The 16403-nt window shown below is 35.0% G+C and carries 15 protein-coding genes; 11 read left to right on the top strand and 4 right to left on the bottom strand.

Going from position 1 to position 16403, the window contains the following annotated elements; all coding sequences use genetic code 11:
* Nucleotides 1-20 precede the first annotated feature (20 nt).
* Entirely contained in the window at nucleotides 21-311 is a 291-nt protein-coding gene (locus tag EZS29_RS05370; RefSeq protein WP_130607329.1) for a 2Fe-2S iron-sulfur cluster-binding protein, read from the top strand.
* Nucleotides 312-313: 2 nt separating this feature from the next.
* Nucleotides 314-3820, top strand: coding sequence for a methionine synthase (gene metH, locus EZS29_RS05365; RefSeq protein WP_130607327.1), 3507 nt, complete (start codon nucleotides 314-316; stop codon nucleotides 3818-3820).
* A 4-nt stretch (nucleotides 3821-3824) separates the two neighbouring features.
* On the opposite strand, the gene EZS29_RS05360 is transcribed toward metH, so the two are convergent.
* A complete protein-coding gene (locus EZS29_RS05360; RefSeq protein WP_130607325.1) occupies nucleotides 3825-4205 on the bottom strand; it encodes a hypothetical protein in 381 nt (126 codons plus the stop codon).
* A gap of 222 nt (nucleotides 4206-4427) precedes the next feature.
* Here EZS29_RS05360 and EZS29_RS05355 point away from each other — a divergent pair, with 222 nt between their 5' ends.
* From EZS29_RS05355 to EZS29_RS15870, 6 genes are all read left to right on the top strand, one after another.
* Complete coding sequence (locus EZS29_RS05355) at nucleotides 4428-6083, top strand: peptide ABC transporter substrate-binding protein (protein WP_130607323.1); 1656 nt, start codon at nucleotides 4428-4430, stop codon at nucleotides 6081-6083.
* 73 nt (nucleotides 6084-6156) lie between these two features.
* Nucleotides 6157-7077: an oligopeptide ABC transporter permease OppB gene (gene oppB, locus EZS29_RS05350; RefSeq protein WP_130607322.1), complete on the top strand. Its 921-nt coding sequence runs from the start codon at nucleotides 6157-6159 to the stop codon at nucleotides 7075-7077.
* Nucleotides 7078-7139: 62 nt separating this feature from the next.
* Nucleotides 7140-8018, top strand: coding sequence for an oligopeptide ABC transporter permease OppC (gene oppC / locus EZS29_RS05345; RefSeq protein WP_130612783.1), 879 nt, complete (start codon nucleotides 7140-7142; stop codon nucleotides 8016-8018).
* 20 nt (nucleotides 8019-8038) lie between these two features.
* Nucleotides 8039-9004 (top strand): oligopeptide/dipeptide ABC transporter ATP-binding protein, encoded by a 966-nt coding sequence (locus EZS29_RS05340; protein WP_130607321.1) that lies wholly within the window; start codon nucleotides 8039-8041, stop codon nucleotides 9002-9004.
* A complete protein-coding gene (gene oppF / locus EZS29_RS05335; RefSeq protein WP_130607320.1) occupies nucleotides 9001-9978 on the top strand; it encodes a murein tripeptide/oligopeptide ABC transporter ATP binding protein OppF in 978 nt (325 codons plus the stop codon). The genes EZS29_RS05340 and oppF overlap by 4 nt, the downstream gene beginning before the upstream one ends.
* Nucleotides 9979-10241: 263 nt before the next feature.
* Entirely contained in the window at nucleotides 10242-10406 is a 165-nt protein-coding gene (locus EZS29_RS15870) for a hypothetical protein (protein WP_172603789.1), read from the top strand.
* 79 nt (nucleotides 10407-10485) lie between these two features.
* On the opposite strand, the gene EZS29_RS05330 is transcribed toward EZS29_RS15870, so the two are convergent.
* Together EZS29_RS05330 and EZS29_RS05325 are read right to left on the bottom strand one after the other, a co-directional pair.
* On the bottom strand, nucleotides 10486-10752 hold the full coding sequence (locus EZS29_RS05330) for a hypothetical protein (protein WP_130607319.1): 267 nt from the start codon (nucleotides 10750-10752) through the stop codon (nucleotides 10486-10488).
* 108 nt (nucleotides 10753-10860) lie between these two features.
* The gene (locus tag EZS29_RS05325) at nucleotides 10861-11007 is read right to left on the bottom strand and encodes a helix-turn-helix domain-containing protein (protein WP_172603788.1); all 147 of its coding nucleotides are present in this window, start codon (nucleotides 11005-11007) and stop codon (nucleotides 10861-10863) included.
* Nucleotides 11008-11061: 54 nt separating this feature from the next.
* On the opposite strand from EZS29_RS05325, the gene tnpA reads away from it, so the two are divergent.
* The 3 genes from tnpA (at nucleotide 11062) to metE (ending at nucleotide 15766) form a co-directional block, all read left to right on the top strand.
* Nucleotides 11062-11472: an IS200/IS605 family transposase gene (gene tnpA / locus EZS29_RS05320; protein WP_130607317.1), complete on the top strand. Its 411-nt coding sequence runs from the start codon at nucleotides 11062-11064 to the stop codon at nucleotides 11470-11472.
* Between the two features lie 318 nt (nucleotides 11473-11790).
* Nucleotides 11791-13152 (top strand): leucine-rich repeat domain-containing protein, encoded by a 1362-nt coding sequence (locus EZS29_RS05315; protein WP_130607316.1) that lies wholly within the window; start codon nucleotides 11791-11793, stop codon nucleotides 13150-13152.
* A 316-nt stretch (nucleotides 13153-13468) separates the two neighbouring features.
* Nucleotides 13469-15766, top strand: a complete 2298-nt coding sequence (gene metE, locus EZS29_RS05310) for a 5-methyltetrahydropteroyltriglutamate--homocysteine S-methyltransferase (protein WP_130607314.1) — start codon at nucleotides 13469-13471, stop codon at nucleotides 15764-15766.
* Nucleotides 15767-15824: 58 nt separating this feature from the next.
* On the opposite strand, the gene EZS29_RS05305 is transcribed toward metE, so the two are convergent.
* Nucleotides 15825-16232, bottom strand: coding sequence for a hypothetical protein (locus EZS29_RS05305; RefSeq protein ID WP_130607312.1), 408 nt, complete (start codon nucleotides 16230-16232; stop codon nucleotides 15825-15827).
* Nucleotides 16233-16403: the final 171 nt, after the last annotated feature.

Genomic DNA, 16403 nt, shown 5'->3' with positions numbered 1-16403 from the left:
TACATTATTAGGAACGAGACATGTCAAAACCAATTGTCCACTTTGTTTTAGAAGATATGGACGTCGAGGTTCCTATTGGAACACCATTTCAAGAAGTCGTCGATGCGTGTCAAGCTGATGTTACCTTTGGATGTAGAAATGGGACATGTGGAACTTGTCGCATAAGAATTGATGATGGCCTAAATAATCTCTCAGAAATGCAACGAGAAGAAAAAGATTTCTTAGTATCAATTGATGCTGAAAAAAATGAAAGACTTGGTTGCCAAGTCTGCATTAAAGGAAACTGTAAAATAAGTTATATAGGTCTGTAAAAATGAAAAAGACAATCAAAGAGTTGATGCAAGAAAAAATTCTCGTGCTTGATGGGGCAATGGGTACTCAAATATTTGCGAACGATCCTACAATAGATGACTATGGGGGAATTGATTTTGATGGTTGCGTAGAATTACTCAATGAAAGAAGAAAAGAATGGATACAAACCATTCATTGTAATTATTTTAATGCAGGCTCCGATGCCGTCGAAACCAATACTTTTGGTTGCAATGAAGTTGTTCTTGCAGAATTTGGCATTGCGCATAGAACCTGTGAATTAAATATCATTGCTGCAAAACTCGCACGCGAAGTTGCAGACAATTACAAAACTCCTAAATATGTTATTGGCAGTGTTGGACCTGGCACGAAATTGATTTCACTTTTACAAATTGACTACGCTACACTTTATAAAAGTTATTATGAACAAATGAAAGGGTTATTAATCGGTGGGGTTGATGTTATCTTAATTGAAACCTCACAAGATATAAACCAAGTAAAAATAGCTGTGCGTGCAGCGAAAAATGCAATGCGTGAGCTGAAAATTAAAGTACCAATTTGGACACAAGTTACAATTGAGTCCTCTGGCACAATGCTAGTTGGAAGCGACATACAATCAGCTTTAACGGCAATAGAGTGTTTAGATATTGATTTAATCGGGATGAATTGTGCAACGGGCCCAGACGAAATGCGTTCCCATATTGCCTATTTATCCCAAGCTGCACCCTTTGCACTTAGTGTTCTGCCAAATGCAGGTCTGCCACAAAATATTGGTGGAAAAACTGTTTATCCATTGGGCCCGATCGATTTTTCTAAAAAAGTAACAGAAATGGCCAAAGATTTTTCTTTAAATGTAGTTGGTGGTTGTTGTGGAACAACCCCAGAACACATTAAAGAATTAGTTACTTTAGCCAATCGACTGCCTGCAGGTATTCGTAAAATAAATCCTGAAAGATGTGTGAGCAGTTTATATTCCTCTGTTTCGTTAAATTTAGAACCAAAACCACTTTATGTAGGTGAACGCACCAATGCCAATGGTTCGAAGAAATTTCGTGATTTACTTGCAGAAAATGATTACGATGGACTTGTTCAAATAGCCAAAGGACAACTCAAAGAAGGTGCCCATATTCTTGACGTCTGTGTCGCATACGTTTCACGTAACGAAACAGATGATATGGAAAAATTTCTTAAAAAACTTGTAACACAAGTAAATATTCCATTGATGATCGATTCAACCGAAGTCGGTGTGATAGAAAAAGCTTTACAAATTGCCCCAGGAAAATGTATCGTCAACTCAATTAATTTTGAGGATGGCGAAGAAAAAGCAAGAAAAATATTAACCTATTGTAAAGAATATGGAGCCGCTGTTGTTGCCTTAACAATTGATGAAGAAGGCATGGCAAAAACGGTTGAAAAGAAATTATCCATTGCTGAAAGAATATATAATCTTGTTGTTGGTGAATTTAAATTAAACCCTGGTGATCTTATTTTCGATCCATTAACCTTTACTTTAGGCAGCGGCGACGAAGAATTTAGAAAATCAGCTATTGCAACAATCGATGGAATTAAAAAAATAAAAGAAAAATTTCCTGGAGTGAGAACGATTTTAGGCTTATCCAATGTCAGTTTTGGTTTAAGCCCATTCACGCGGCAAATGCTCAATTCCATGATGCTTTACTATGCAGTCAAAAATGGTCTGGATTTAGCAATTTTAAATGCTTCAAAAATAATTCCTGTGGCAAAAATAGAAGAAGAGGATAGAAAATTATTTACCGATCTTATTTATGACAATCGCAGTGAAAACTATGATCCTCTGAAAAAAATATTAGCCAAATTTTCTAATGTTAAAAAAGAAAGCGGTGGAGCTGTTTCTAAACGATCGACAATGCCTATCGAAGACAAACTGAAACTCGATATTATTGATGGAGAAAAGCAATATATTGCTGAAGATTGTCAAGAAGCCCTGCAAAAATATTCGCCATTGCAAATAATTAATACGATTTTACTCGATGGTATGAAAGTTGTTGGTGAGCGCTTTGGTGCAGGAGAAATGCAATTGCCATTTGTGCTTGAGAGCGCTGAAGCTATGAAAACAGCCGTGAAATTCCTCGAACCTTTTATGGAAAAGAAATCGAGTTATAGCAAAGGAAAAATAATTCTTGCCACAGTAAAAGGCGATGTACATGATATTGGCAAAAATTTAGTTGAAATTATTCTTTCTAATAATGGATTTGAAGTTGTTAACTTAGGAATTAAACAACCCATAGAAAGTATAATCGAAAAATACCGTGGCTCCGATGCCGACGCCATTGGCATGAGCGGTTTACTGGTAAAATCGACCGTGATCATGAAAGAAAACCTTGAATATATGAACGATAAAGGTTTTAGCATCCCTGTCATTTTGGGCGGAGCTGCCCTCACCCGTGAGTTCGTTGAAAACGAATGTCAAGCGACTTATAAAGGTGCTGTCTTCTATGCTTTTGATGCCTTTGAAGGACTCAAAATCATGGAAGGATTGGCTAACAAAAAAGGCGATATCACAAAAGAAGAAATCAGCACCATTCGCAAAAATGCCAAAGCGACGCCGAAAGAAAATAAAGAAGAAATTGATACGACGATTAAAATAATAAGAAAAGGCGAGACTAAGATATCACTCGATGAACATTTACAAAGTTCTTGGGTGCGAAAAAATGAAACAATTCCCACCCCTCCTTTTTGGGGAACAAAAATTATTTCTGAACCGCTTGAAAATATTTTTGCATTTCTCGATGAATTTGCCCTTATCCGCAGCCGCTGGGGTTTCTCGCAAGGTAACAAAAGCGATGCTGAATTCGATCAAATATTAAATGAAAAAGCCTATCCTCTTTATAAAAAAATGAAAAGAGAATTGATTGAAACTAAAAAAATTCAACCTAAAGCAATTTATGGATATTATCCCGCCTGTTCGCGCGAAAATAAAATTTTAGTTTATGCTTTAAATACAAACGAAAATATTCCGCCAAATAAAAGAGAAATAATTGCAGAATTTGCATTTCCACGCCAAAACTCTGGGCGCAGACTGTGTATTTCAGATTTTTTACAGCATGAAAACTCAGGAAAAATAGACACCTTGGGCATGCAAATTGTAACTTTAGGTGAAGAACTCTCTAAAGAAACAAGCATTCTTTATCAGCAAGAAAAATTTTCTGAATATTACTATTTACATGGTATTGGCACTGAACTCACGGAAGCCTATGCTGAACTGATACATAAACGTATTCGCTCTGAACTTGGAATTGTTAACAAAGATGCAAAGATTTTGCGTCAGCTCTTCAGTCAAGGGTATCAAGGTTCACGCTACTCATTCGGTTACCCTGCCTGTCCAGATATGGAATGCAATGTTCCTTTATTAAAGTTACTCCACGCAGAGAGAATTGCAGTACGAGTTTCTGAAGCATTTCAAATGGACCCCGAGATGACTACAAGCGCTCTAGTATGCTGGCACCCGCAAGCTCGTTACTTTTCAACCTGAATATTTATTTGAAATTCAATTTTCTCAATTCTTTTAACTCTTCTTCCTCTTTTAAATAATTTGTATCGAGAATTTGCTGCCCAAATGATAAGAAAATAATTGCTAACATTGCAGCAAAAGTCACCCACCCATACAATTGATTTATCGCTATTGAACAAATTGCGATGAGTAAAGCCTCAATTATTATACTACGAGTGACTGAAAATTTTAAGACAAATATATGGAGAAAACATTCAAAAGAAATTGCTAGACACAATAAAAAATTAACTAAACTTATAAAAGTAAAGGCAATTGGACTTTCATTTGCAATTAAGAAGAAGGTTGCAAAAAGACAGCAAACGACGCTGAAAATAAAAGCAGCACAAGAAAAAAAACGAATGGGCATTAGTTTTCTCCTTATTGAATAAAAGAATATAAGTTTTACTTATTTAAAGACTTCTCTATTCTCATGCATACTGTTTAAATAGTCTAGAACTTTAAAAATAGAATATTAATGCAGCGAATTTTCATTGACACCCGAAAAAAAATCGGCTAGTAAGTCAATAAGTAAAAATTTTAGCGTTCCGGTCGCGTCAAATATTGTTCCTTGTAAATTGGAGAAATCAATATGGCTCAACATAAATCTTTTGCATATAGCTATCTACTAAGCGCAGCCCTACTTCCACTTGCCACTTTTTCTCAATCAGTTTTTGCAGCTGAAGTTCCTGCTGGAACAAAATTAGCGGCAAAACAAATTTTAAATGTGGGTGTAGGAACGGAAGCCCCAACACTTGATCCACAAAAAATGCAAGATAATGTAAGCAGCCGTATTTCTGAAGACTTATATGAAGGCCTGCTCTCTACCACCGAAGCAGGAGAGTTAGCCCCTGGTATCGCTGAGAAATGGGAAGTGAGTGCAAATGGATTAACCTACACTTTCCATCTCAGGAGCAATGCAAAATTTTCCGATGGCTCTCCAATCACCGCTGATGATGTTGTGTTTTCCTACCAACGTTTAACCGATCCTAAGACAGGTTCAACTTACGCTGATTTTATTAACATGGTGAAAAATTCTGACGCTATAAACAACGGTAAATTGAAACCCACAGAACTCGGTATAAAAGCACTTGATAAAAAAACGATACAAATCACGCTTTCACACGTAACACCTTATTTTTTAAAACTAACAGCTTATCATTCCTTATATATCGTTAAAAAAGAAAATGTTCTTAAACACGGTGACCAATTCACTCTACCCGAAAACTTAGTTTCAAGTGGTCCATATAAACTCACCTACTGGAAAGTTGGGGACAAAATAACTTCTGAACGCAACCCTCACTACTGGAACAATGCTAAAACTGTCATTGATAAGGTAAATTATTGGCCAATAACTGATGTCAACACCGAACTCCAAATGTTCCAAACTGGGCAACTTGATTTCACTTATGAGTTCCCTTCTGACAAATTTCAATTGTTAAAGAAAACCATCGGTAAGGAAGTGCAAACAAATCCTTATTTGAGCATCTATTATATCGATTTAAACAATAAAAAACCTCCTTTTAAAGACAATATTAAGCTGCGTCAAGCTCTCTCCATGGCAATTGATAGAAAAATATTAACTGAAAAAATAGCGGGTCGGGGCGAGATCCCAAGTTATGACATCGTTCCATGGGGCACCAGCGATTATAAACAGAACAAACCCGAATGGGCAGATTGGCCAAGGGAAAAGCAAGTTGCAGAAGCACAACGCTTGTATAAAGAAGCAGGTTATTCAAAAGAAAATCCTGTAAAGTTTAACATATTATACAACACAAACTTGCAACATAAAAAAGTATACACAGCAATAGCTTCTATGTGGGAAAAAACCTTGGGCGCAAAAGTAACTCTTGAAAATAAAGAATGGAAAGTCTTTATTCAAGACCGTATTCAAGGCAATTTCCAAGTGGCACGTGATGGCTGGATTGCTGATTACGACGATGCTAGTTCCTTTACAGATATGTTTCAATCCACACACAAACAAAACAATTCAAAATATTCAAATAAAAAATACGACGCCCTTATTAAACAAGCAGCAGTTGAAATGGATTTGAAAAAAAGAGCAGAAATTTTGCGTCAGGCATCTGCTATGATGATGAATGATTACCCTGCCATTCCATTGTTTACTTATGTATCGAGCCATTTAGTCAAATCACATTTAGGTGGTTATTCAGGTAAAAACGCTCAAGATAGACAAAAATCGAAAGATTTTTATATTATCGACATACAAACGACTGCGGAACGTTAATCCAATACGCTCGGTTTAATATTAAAATCGAGCTATTAAACCCTGATCTTATTTATCTAAAGGTTGGTTAGTTATGGTTTCATATACTATAAAAAGATTTTTTGGTGCATTGCCGACTCTTCTTGTCGTAGTCACTCTTTCCTTTTTCCTTATGCGTCTTGCCCCCGGTGGACCTTTTTCAGGAGAACGTGTTCTCACACCTGCGGTACAAGCAAATCTCGACGCAAAATATCATTTAAACGATCCCATTTTTATTCAATACTTAGATTATATTTGGTCGTTGATGAAAGGTGACTTTGGCCCATCCTTTAAATACCCAGATTGGACCGTGAATCAGTTGATAGCTCAAGGCTTCCCCGTTTCTGTGTGGCTAGGTGGCTGGGCTATTTTGATAGCAGTTTTAATTGGAATTGCTATTGGATCACTTGCTGCTTTTAAACAAAATACATGGATAGACTACATGGCAACAGGTATGTCAATGACTGGTATTTCCATACCATCTTTTGTTACAGCGCCAATGATGACTCTTTTGTTTGCGGTTATCTTGCATTGGTTGCCTGCAGGTGGCTGGAATGATGGTGCATTAACCAGCATGATATTGCCTGTGACGGCTCTCGCTCTTCCGCAAATCGCAATTATCAGCAGAATTATGCGTGGAAGTATGATTGAAGTTTTAAAAAGCAATTATATTCGCACTGCAAAAGCCAAAGGGATACCCAATCGCGTTATTATTTTCAGACATGCGATTCGCCCTGCAATCCTTCCCGTTGTTTCCTATTTAGGGCCAGCAACCGCGGGCATTATCACAGGTTCCGTGGTGATTGAACAAATTTTCAGTTTGCCCGGACTCGGAAGTTATATTACGAAAGGTGCATTAAATCGAGATTACACGTTGGTATTAGGTACCGTTATCCTATTTGCTGCAATCATTATTGCATTTAATTTTATTGTTGATGTACTTTACGCCGTTATTGATCCAAAAATTAAATACTAAGAAATAGGTGAATTATGTCAGTCATACCAACAACTGCAGGATTAAATAAAAAAGCTCTCACGATGCAAGCTCTTAATACAGGTTTAGAAGTAAAAGGGCGGAGCCTCTGGAAAGATGCATTCAATCGACTTAGTAAGAATAAAGCATCGGTTGTCAGTCTTATCATTTTATTTTTGATCGCTTTAGCCGTTATTTTTGCACCTTATTTATCTCATTATCAAATGGCAGACACCGATTGGGATTCCATCGGACTTGCCCCAAACTTTTCAACTCTGCATTTTTTTGGCACCGATGATCTTGGCCGCGATGTTTTTGCCCGTACCCTTTACGGTGGAAGAATGTCGCTTATGATTGGGATTATTTCAAGCATAGTGAGTATTGTTATCGGAATAGCTTATGGCGCCACATCTGGATATATCGGTGGCAAAACCGATGATATCATGATGCGCATAGTAGACATTATTTATTCCCTACCTTTTATGTTTTTCGTAATTCTTTTAATGACCTTTTTTGGCCGTAATATATTTTTAATATTTGTTGCAATTGGTGCAGTGAACTGGCTTGATATGGCGCGTATTGTGCGTGGACAAACACTGAGTTTAAAAAGCAAAGAATTTATAGAGGCAGCCCATGCAGGTGGAGTGAGTTCACCCATCATCATTTTCCGTCATATTGTTCCAAATATTTTAGGCATCGTTATTGTTTATGTTACTTTAACCATTCCACAAGTTATTCTTACAGAATCATTTCTCTCATTTCTTGGCTTAGGTGTCCAAGAGCCAGCAACAAGCTGGGGGGTTCTTATCAATGATGGAGCACAAAACGTAACAGTTGCATGGTGGCGATTGGTGTTTCCAGCTTCATTTCTAGTTGTTACTTTATTTTGTTTTAACTTTATTGGGGATGGATTACGCGATGCACTCGATCCAAAAGATCGCTAAGTATTTGGGGAAATAATGTTATGTCTTTGCTCAGTGTTCATAATTTAAGTATCGCGTTTTCAACCAATGATGGAGTTGTCAACGCTGTAAATGGAATTAGCTTGTCCTTAAATAAAGGAGAGGCTCTTGGAATTGTGGGAGAATCCGGATCAGGTAAAAGTCAACTTGTTCTTGGTATTATGGGATTACTTGCACAAAATGGAAAAACATTTGGCAGTGTAAAATTTCATGATAAAGAATTGATAGGTCTCAAACAAAACGAATTAAATAAAATTCGTGGCGACAAAATATCAATGATTTTCCAAGATCCAATGACATCTCTTAATCCCTATTTGCGTATTTCAAAACAGATGACAGAAGTGCTTATGCTGCATAAAAATTTAAGTTATGCAGACGCAAAAAAAGAATCTATCAACATGCTCGACATGGTACGTATACCTGAAGCAAAAAATAGAATTGATATGTACCCCCACGAATTCTCTGGAGGTATGCGCCAGAGAGTGATGATCGCGATGAGTCTTTTGTGTAAACCTGACCTTCTCATTGCGGATGAACCCACAACCGCTCTTGACGTAACAGTGCAGGCACAGATTGTTAACTTATTGCAGGATCTCAAAAAAGATCTCGACACAGCGATTATTTTAATCACCCATGACTTAGGGGTTGTTGCAGGTATTTGTAACAATGTCATGGTTATGTATGCCGGCCGAACCATGGAATATGGATCGGTTGATAATATTTTTTACAATCCACAGCATCCTTATACCCAGGGTTTACTGCGGTCTATTCCGCGTCTGACCGATGAAACATATACTGATTTACCAACAATACCTGGCAATCCTCCCAGTTTACTTAATTTACCACAAGGCTGTCCATTTCAAGAGCGTTGTGAATTTGCAATCGAGAAATGCTCTATTAAACCACCGCCTTTAGTTACTTTAAGCCATGATCGTAAAAAAGCTTGCTATAGGGAGAATGTACTATGAATCAACCCATTTTAAGTGTTAAAAATTTAAAAGTGCATTTCCCTATTTCCAAAAAAGGTACCTTTTTTCAAAAAGTAAATTTAAAAGCCGTTGATGGTGTTACTTTAGAAGTTTATAAGGGAGAAACTCTGGGTGTAGTTGGGGAGTCGGGCTGTGGTAAATCCACTTTGGCCAGAGCCATTATGCGTTTGTTACCTTCTACAGAAGGTTCCATTACTCTTTTAGGTAAAAATTTATTAGGACTGAATAAAACTCAATTGCGCAATGCACGTAAAGACATTCAAATGATCTTTCAAGATCCGCTTGCATCTCTCAATCCACGTATGACTGCAGGACAAATTATTGCTGAACCACTTAGAACTTTTTTTCCCCAGTTAACTCATAACGAGGTCAAAGTAAAAGTTGCAAATATGATGAGTCTTGTTGGACTTATTCCTGAACATATTAATAAATATCCCCACGAATTCTCTGGTGGGCAGTGCCAACGTATCGGAATTGCTCGAGCGCTGATATTGGAACCCAAAATCATCGTCTGTGATGAACCAGTGAGTGCTCTCGACGTCTCTATTCAAGCACAAATTGTTAATTTACTAAAAAAACTTCAGCGAGAACTTGGTCTCACTCTTATATTTATTGCCCATGATTTAAGTGTAGTAAAACATATCAGTGATCGTATTTTAGTGATGTATTTAGGACGCCCTGTTGAAATCGGCACGCGTGAACAGATATATAAAAATCCAAGGCACCCATACACTATTGCTCTTTTATCAGCAGTGCCCATTCCCGATCCAGAACTCGAAAGAAAAAAAGTTGTGCAGATTCTTCAAGGGGATCTTCCTTCTCCGATCAACCCTCCGAGTGGATGTCGTTTCCGCACTCGCTGTCCTGTGGCAGAAAAAAAATGTTCCGAAATAGAGCCTGAACTTAAATCAGCCAACAGTGGCGCACAAGTCAGTTGTTTAAAAGTGAACTAACTGACTTAGATTTTCAGAATTAAATTAAAATTAACTTTTTTCCAATTAAATGATTCTAAATATTCTTAAATGGAAAATAATTTATTTTGAGGAAAACAAACTCTTTCCAACACTTCCTAATTAATGAGTAACATATTAATTTTATTAAATATAAATAAATGCGCTTATTAATAAATAGAAAAAATTTCTATACATTAAAAAACAAAAAAAGATGCCGATAAAAAAATCCACTTGTTTTTGAAATGATAATATAGAGGAAAGTTATGAAAATTAAAAAGAAAATTTTAATAGTATCCACACTTTTACTCTCATTTGGATATATAACTCAAGTCATTGCAGCTGGTGGTGGTCACGGCGGTAGCGGAAGTTCAACGAGTGGGCAATCTGGTAGTGGTAAAACTGGCAGTGGATCACAAGGCAAAAATTAGATGAAAAAAATATAAAACTAAATTAATAATGAACTGCTCCAACCAAATTACTGTGTAATTATGGATGGAGTTTCGTGATTCAGAACGCCTGACAGCGTTCCTGTACACAGAGCCGGCATCTTGTATCAATTTTTTCGTCTATTTTTAAAGAACCAAGCGCAAATTTAAGAATAACAAGTGCACTATTTACATCACGAGATATTGAAAATCCACAATGACATTTCCAGCCATCACCATAAGTTTTATATACCCAACCTGAAAAGCGATCATAGGATTTATATCGAGGAAAACCAGCTGTTTTACCAGCTTTTACACGGGAGAAAAAAGCTTTGTATGCTTTATCCAAACGTTTTGCTGTTACTTGTAAACTCTGTGCATTTATATTTTTAAATTCTTCAATTTCTTCTCTTAAAAATGTAATTTGTTTGCATTGATCAGCATAAGAGAGACTTTTTTACTTTCCTTTCCATGCATAAATTCTTTGTTCAAGAAGCGCATTGTACAATTTTCGGTGATTATTGAACATATTTTCAAGCAAAAGCTTTTGTGCCTTACTTGGATACAACTTATAATTCACTTTTCTATTGACATCGTCTTGCATGTATTTCATCCTTACCCACAGCACAATTATTATTGTACTTAGTTCGGAGTAAAAATGCAAGATTTTAAGAAGCTACATCATTGTGTTTATAATTTAAAATATCATTTAGTTCTTGTCACAAAATATCGCAGAAAATGTATTACAGATCCTATCATAATACGTTTGAAAGAAATTTTTGTGGAGCTTTGTTTAAAATGGGAATGCAATTTAATTGAATTTAATGGTGAGCCTGATCACATTCATATGCTGCTTGAACTGAATCCAAAAATTGCACTTTCAACATTTATTAATAATCTGAAAACGGTTTCTAGTCGTTATATTAGAAAAGATTTTTCTAATCATCTTTCAAAATTTTATTATAATAATCCTATTTTTTGGAGCCGATCTTATTGTATTTTAACTTACGGAGGTGCTCCTCTTTCAGTTATTAAACAATATATTGAACAACAAGCTCGCGTGGATTAATGGAACAATATCGCCGTTATCGCACTCAACTTCCGCGCGGCAAAGCCGTGCTCCATCTAATCCTTATGCTGCGCAAGCGGTTATAGATGGAGCACTGCGCTTGTTTCCGGTAGAACTTAATTCCACTTCACTCGGTAAATATAAAATGTAAAATCTAAAGAAAAATGAATAAAAAAATATAATACACTTAATTTATTTAATTTATTTAAATTTTAAAGTGTTTTATAAAAATTATTTTATATTGATAATTTATTTTTTGTGTTTTAACAAATTTATGCACGATTATGTGCTTAATTTAATATTTTACAGGAGTTTAGCGTGAAAAAAGAAAATCGTAAACGTATGGTTTATTTACTTCCATTTTTTTGCCTTTCAAATTTGAGTTATGCTGAGCAATTAAACCATAACGATTTAACTTCCGGTGAAAGCATTCTTGAAAACAAGATTTCATTAAAAAAATATGACAGCAATATTTATCTAGTAAACGATGCCGATGGATTATTAAAAGCAAAATCTGCTCTAACATTAAGCGGAGATTCAACCACAGGTGGTGTGACAGGTGAGTTGAGTGAATTACAAAACTTTGAGATCCAAGTTGAATCGACTCAAATTGCAAATATTGAAGATTTTAATACTATTTTTAAAATAAATAGCCCGAATGATTCTCATGAAGCATGTAAAGAAATTAACTTTAAATTCCAAGGTAATAGCATAGTTTCTGAAGTCATTAATTTGAACTTAACCACTGCGACAAGCTGTCAATTTAACATTGTTGACACAGATAATAAAAAAATCTCTGAATTTACTGTTCTATTAAACTATTCTTATAAAGATTGGTGCTCATATTATGACTCCTCAAATGAAGCTTTCAAAACAGCCCGCGCAATTTCTCAGACTTGCAATTTAGAGACAGCTAAAAAGAAAAGTTTATATTTACATGACTTAAAAATATCCGATTTAAGTCCAATCACTGGCTTTGTAAGCTTAAACTCACTCAATTTAAGTGATAATAATATATCTTACTTACCTCATGGAATATTTGACAAATTGAGCAACTTAAAGTGGCTTATTCTTAGAAAAAATAATCTAAAATCCATTCCTAAAGACGCATTTCGCAATTTGAATAAACTGGAAATGATTTGGCTAATGGAAAACCAAATTTCAAATTTACCTCTTGGTACTTTTGATCACAATCCTAATTTAAATTGGATTTCCCTATATAATAATGAGCTAAGCTATATAGATCCTGGATTATTTAATAAAGTAACAAAACTTCAATCGATCGAATTATCGAATAACAATTTTTTATATTTCCCATTAGATTTAAGTCATTTTAAAAACCTTTATAGCTTTGAAATTAATGATAATTTCATTCAAGAAATTCCAGAAAATGCCTTCAATGAAAATACTGAACTCGTTAATATAGGATTCTCTGGCAACAAAGTAAACTTTTTGCCAATCGGAATTTTTTCAAAGTTACCAAATTTAGTTTTTCTTAATATAAGCGGAAATAATTTAAACTTCTTAACAAAAGGTATGTTTGACCATCTCACTTCCTTAGAAAGACTAAATATTTCTCAAAATCCCATACACTGTTTGCCAAAAGATATTTTTAAAAATAATACAAAAATAGAAAACATGTCAGAACAGAGTTCTATTAATCAATGCGCTGAGGATTGAAACAAAGATAGTTTTACATTGCAGAAAAATGGCGCATAAATAATTTTCATAAAAAAACGAAACATTTGCTATTGCACAGATTAATATTTCTGTTAGACTGAATCGTAACAGCGCTCATTTGAAAAACAGCTTGCAAGCGCTTAAAAAATTTAGCTAAAGCGAGGTTGTGTTTATGCCATATTTGCTTTCCTATTGTTCATTCCTAAAAGACATTTTTAATCTCTATTTATTCACGCTCCGACATAGTCCTTAATAATAAAATTCAATACAGATTTTTAAATTAATTAAATAAAATTATATATACGAAGGATTAGTCATGAGTGAAATTTGTACGCATATTTTAGGATACCCAAGAATTGGCGGTCAACGAGAATTAAAAAAAGCCGTAGAATCTTATTGGAAGCGTGAATTAACCGCACTGCAATTAGAAGAGATTGAAAAAAAAATAAAGGAAAATAATTGGAAGGTTCAGAGTGAAGCGGGTTTAAGTTTTGTTACAGTAGGAGATTTTGCAAACTATGACCACGTCCTTGATACCAGTATTTTGTTAGGAAATATTCCAGAACGCTTCATCGATAAAAATGTTGAAATTAATTTAAATACTGTTTTTTGTATGGCACGCGGCCAAGCTCCTCTTTATAAAAGTACCAGAGCCTGCGAAATGACAAAGTGGTTTAATACAAACTATCACTATATTGTTCCTGAGTTTATTCAAGGCCAAGAATTTAAAATTTCTTTAAATTCACTTTTTGATCAAATTGAGCACGCAAACTCTCTTGGCTATAAGACAAAGCCTGTTCTAATCGGCCCACTCACATATTTATGGCTTGGCAAATCAATTGATAAGGATTTTAACAAACTCGATCTATTAGAAAAACTGACTCAAGCTTACAATGAAATTTTTAAACAACTTTCCCTTAAAAATATCGAATGGATTCAATTAGATGAACCCATTTTATCTTTAGAAATTTCAGAAGAATGGAAAAACGCCTTTGCTACAACATACAAAAATTTATCATTTAAAAACTTAAAAATTCTGTTGACGACCTATTTCTCATCCGTAGAAGAAAATTTAGATTTAATAAATAAATTACCGATCCATGGTCTTCATGTGGATCTTTGTTCAGCACCACAACAGTTGAAAACAATATTAAAAACTTTCTCAAAAGATAAAATTCTTTCACTTGGCATAATTAATGGAAGAAATATTTGGAAAGCAGATATTCTAAAAATTACAAATGAGCTGCAAGAAGCTAAGAAAATTTTTGGGCAAAACCTATGGCTGGCTAGCAGCTGTTCCCTTTTGCATAGCCCTGTTGATCTTGAGCAAGAATTTAAACTTGATGGCGAAATCAAAAATTGGCTTGCATTTGCAAAACAAAAAGTGGGTGAAATTAAACTCTGCGCAGATAATTTAAATAACAATTTATCTGATATTGGAAAAATAAAACTGAAAGAAGTAAATGAAGCTTTAAAAGACAGAAGAGTTTCAAAAAGAGTGCACAGTGAAGAAGTCAAAAAAAGAATTTCACAAATTTCTTTGAATGATTCTGAAAGAGAAAGCAAATACAGCGAACGCGCACTGAAACAGAGAGAGATACTAAAATTACCACTTTTCCCGACTACAACAATTGGCTCTTTTCCTCAGACACAAGATATTCGCTCTATCCGTCAGAAACTTAAGAGCGGTAAAATAGATCTTGAGACCTATACACAAGAAATCCGCAATCATATTTTGGAGTCGATAACGAAACAAGAAGCATTAAATATAGATGTCCTCGTGCATGGCGAAGCAGAGCGCAATGATATGGTCGAATATTTTGGAGAACTTTTAGAAGGCTTCGTATTTACATCACACGGTTGGGTGCAAAGTTATGGCTCCCGTTGTGTGAAACCACCTATTATTTTTGGAGATGTTTGCCGCCCAAAACCAATGACAACGGAATGGGCAAAATACTCTCAATCATTAACTAAACGTCCTGTAAAAGGAATGCTCACGGGTCCTGTGACCATTCTCTCATGGTCTTTTGTGCGTGATGATCAGCCTGCACAAGAAACAGCATTGCAAATAGCTTTTGCTTTAAGAGATGAAGTAAACGATCTGGAAAATGCGGGAATTAAAATTATCCAAATAGATGAACCTGCCTTTCGCGAAGCTTTGCCATTAAAAAAATCGGAGTGGCAAGAGTATTTAAATTGGGCTGTGAATTGTTTCCGTGTGTCTGCATCTGGTGTGAAAGATTCCACTCAAATTCACACACATATGTGCTACTCTGAGTTCAATGATATTATAAAATCCATTGCCGACTTGGATGCCGATGTCATAACAATTGAATGCTCACGTTCAAATATGGAACTCTTAGAGGCCTTTGAAAATTATTCTTACCCCAATGAGATTGGACCTGGAGTTTATGATATTCATTCTCCACGCATTCCAGAGAAAAGCGATATAAAAAATCTCCTGGAAAATGCGCTAAAATATATTCCAGCAGATAGACTTTGGATTAATCCCGACTGCGGATTAAAAACTCGCAATTGGCCTGAAGTCGAAATTGCTCTTAAAAATATGACAGAAGCGGCAAAAGATCTCAGAAAAAAATATGAAGCAATATAATAAATAAAAGCGAATCAAAAAATGGACTCGCTTTTTTACTAATGATTAATTTTTAAAATTAATAACTATAAACACTCGAAGACTTCTTTACGGGCAAAGAATATTTAATAAAGCCATTTTCTTCCACGATTAAACGAGTAGGAATTCCCTTAGTTTCAACAATTGAAAACTTTGTTCCTTTTAAATTGTAAACTTTTTTCGCGCCATCATGAGAACTGTAAAGATAATCTAATGTAGTTGTTGTCGGAATTATTAAGTTCATTGTGCAAATACCAGGGTCACCAACCTGATTGAAGCGGCAACGATTGTCTATATATAGATCGACAGAATCTTTTTTAATTTCGACCACGGGACGGCCATGGATAGAAGAAACAAATTCAGTTTGCCATATACCTTCTGCTAAATTATTTGCAAAGCTTGAACCAGAAATTGAAACAAATGCCAATAATATAATTTTCTTTAACATAATTAATTCCTCTACAATAAAAATTTAAATTTAGGTTTAAGAATTCTTTAAACCTATAGCGAAACAAGCAAATAAAAAATAATATTACATAAAAGATTGAATTCATGAATTGAAATAATTTAAAAATATTTCATTGTCAAGAAAAATAAAAAAATATTTATGCTTATTAAT

Source organism: Fluviispira sanaruensis, assembly GCF_004295685.1.
Taxonomy (GTDB): Bacteria; Bdellovibrionota_B; Oligoflexia; order Silvanigrellales; family Silvanigrellaceae; genus Silvanigrella; species Silvanigrella sanaruensis.
This window is presented reverse-complemented; position numbering and strand designations above follow the sequence as displayed.

Excerpts from the sequence above, each read along its gene's own strand:
- EZS29_RS05370 (WP_130607329.1), top strand. The coding sequence starts at position 21 with ATGTCAAAACCAATTGTCCACTTTGTTTTAGAAGATATGGACGTCGAG.
- metH (WP_130607327.1), top strand. The coding sequence starts at position 314 with ATGAAAAAGACAATCAAAGAGTTGATGCAAGAAAAAATTCTCGTGCTT.
- EZS29_RS05360 (WP_130607325.1), bottom strand. The coding sequence starts at position 4,205 with ATGCCCATTCGTTTTTTTTCTTGTGCTGCTTTTATTTTCAGCGTCGTT.
- EZS29_RS05355 (WP_130607323.1), top strand. The coding sequence starts at position 4,428 with ATGGCTCAACATAAATCTTTTGCATATAGCTATCTACTAAGCGCAGCC.
- oppB (WP_130607322.1), top strand. The coding sequence starts at position 6,157 with ATGGTTTCATATACTATAAAAAGATTTTTTGGTGCATTGCCGACTCTT.
- oppC (WP_130612783.1), top strand. The coding sequence starts at position 7,140 with ATGCAAGCTCTTAATACAGGTTTAGAAGTAAAAGGGCGGAGCCTCTGG.
- EZS29_RS05340 (WP_130607321.1), top strand. The coding sequence starts at position 8,039 with ATGTCTTTGCTCAGTGTTCATAATTTAAGTATCGCGTTTTCAACCAAT.
- oppF (WP_130607320.1), top strand. The coding sequence starts at position 9,001 with ATGAATCAACCCATTTTAAGTGTTAAAAATTTAAAAGTGCATTTCCCT.
- EZS29_RS15870 (WP_172603789.1), top strand. The coding sequence starts at position 10,242 with ATGAAAATTAAAAAGAAAATTTTAATAGTATCCACACTTTTACTCTCA.
- EZS29_RS05325 (WP_172603788.1), bottom strand. The coding sequence starts at position 11,007 with ATGCAAGACGATGTCAATAGAAAAGTGAATTATAAGTTGTATCCAAGT.
- tnpA (WP_130607317.1), top strand. The coding sequence starts at position 11,062 with ATGCAAGATTTTAAGAAGCTACATCATTGTGTTTATAATTTAAAATAT.
- metE (WP_130607314.1), top strand. The coding sequence starts at position 13,469 with ATGAGTGAAATTTGTACGCATATTTTAGGATACCCAAGAATTGGCGGT.
- EZS29_RS05305 (WP_130607312.1), bottom strand. The coding sequence starts at position 16,232 with ATGTTAAAGAAAATTATATTATTGGCATTTGTTTCAATTTCTGGTTCA.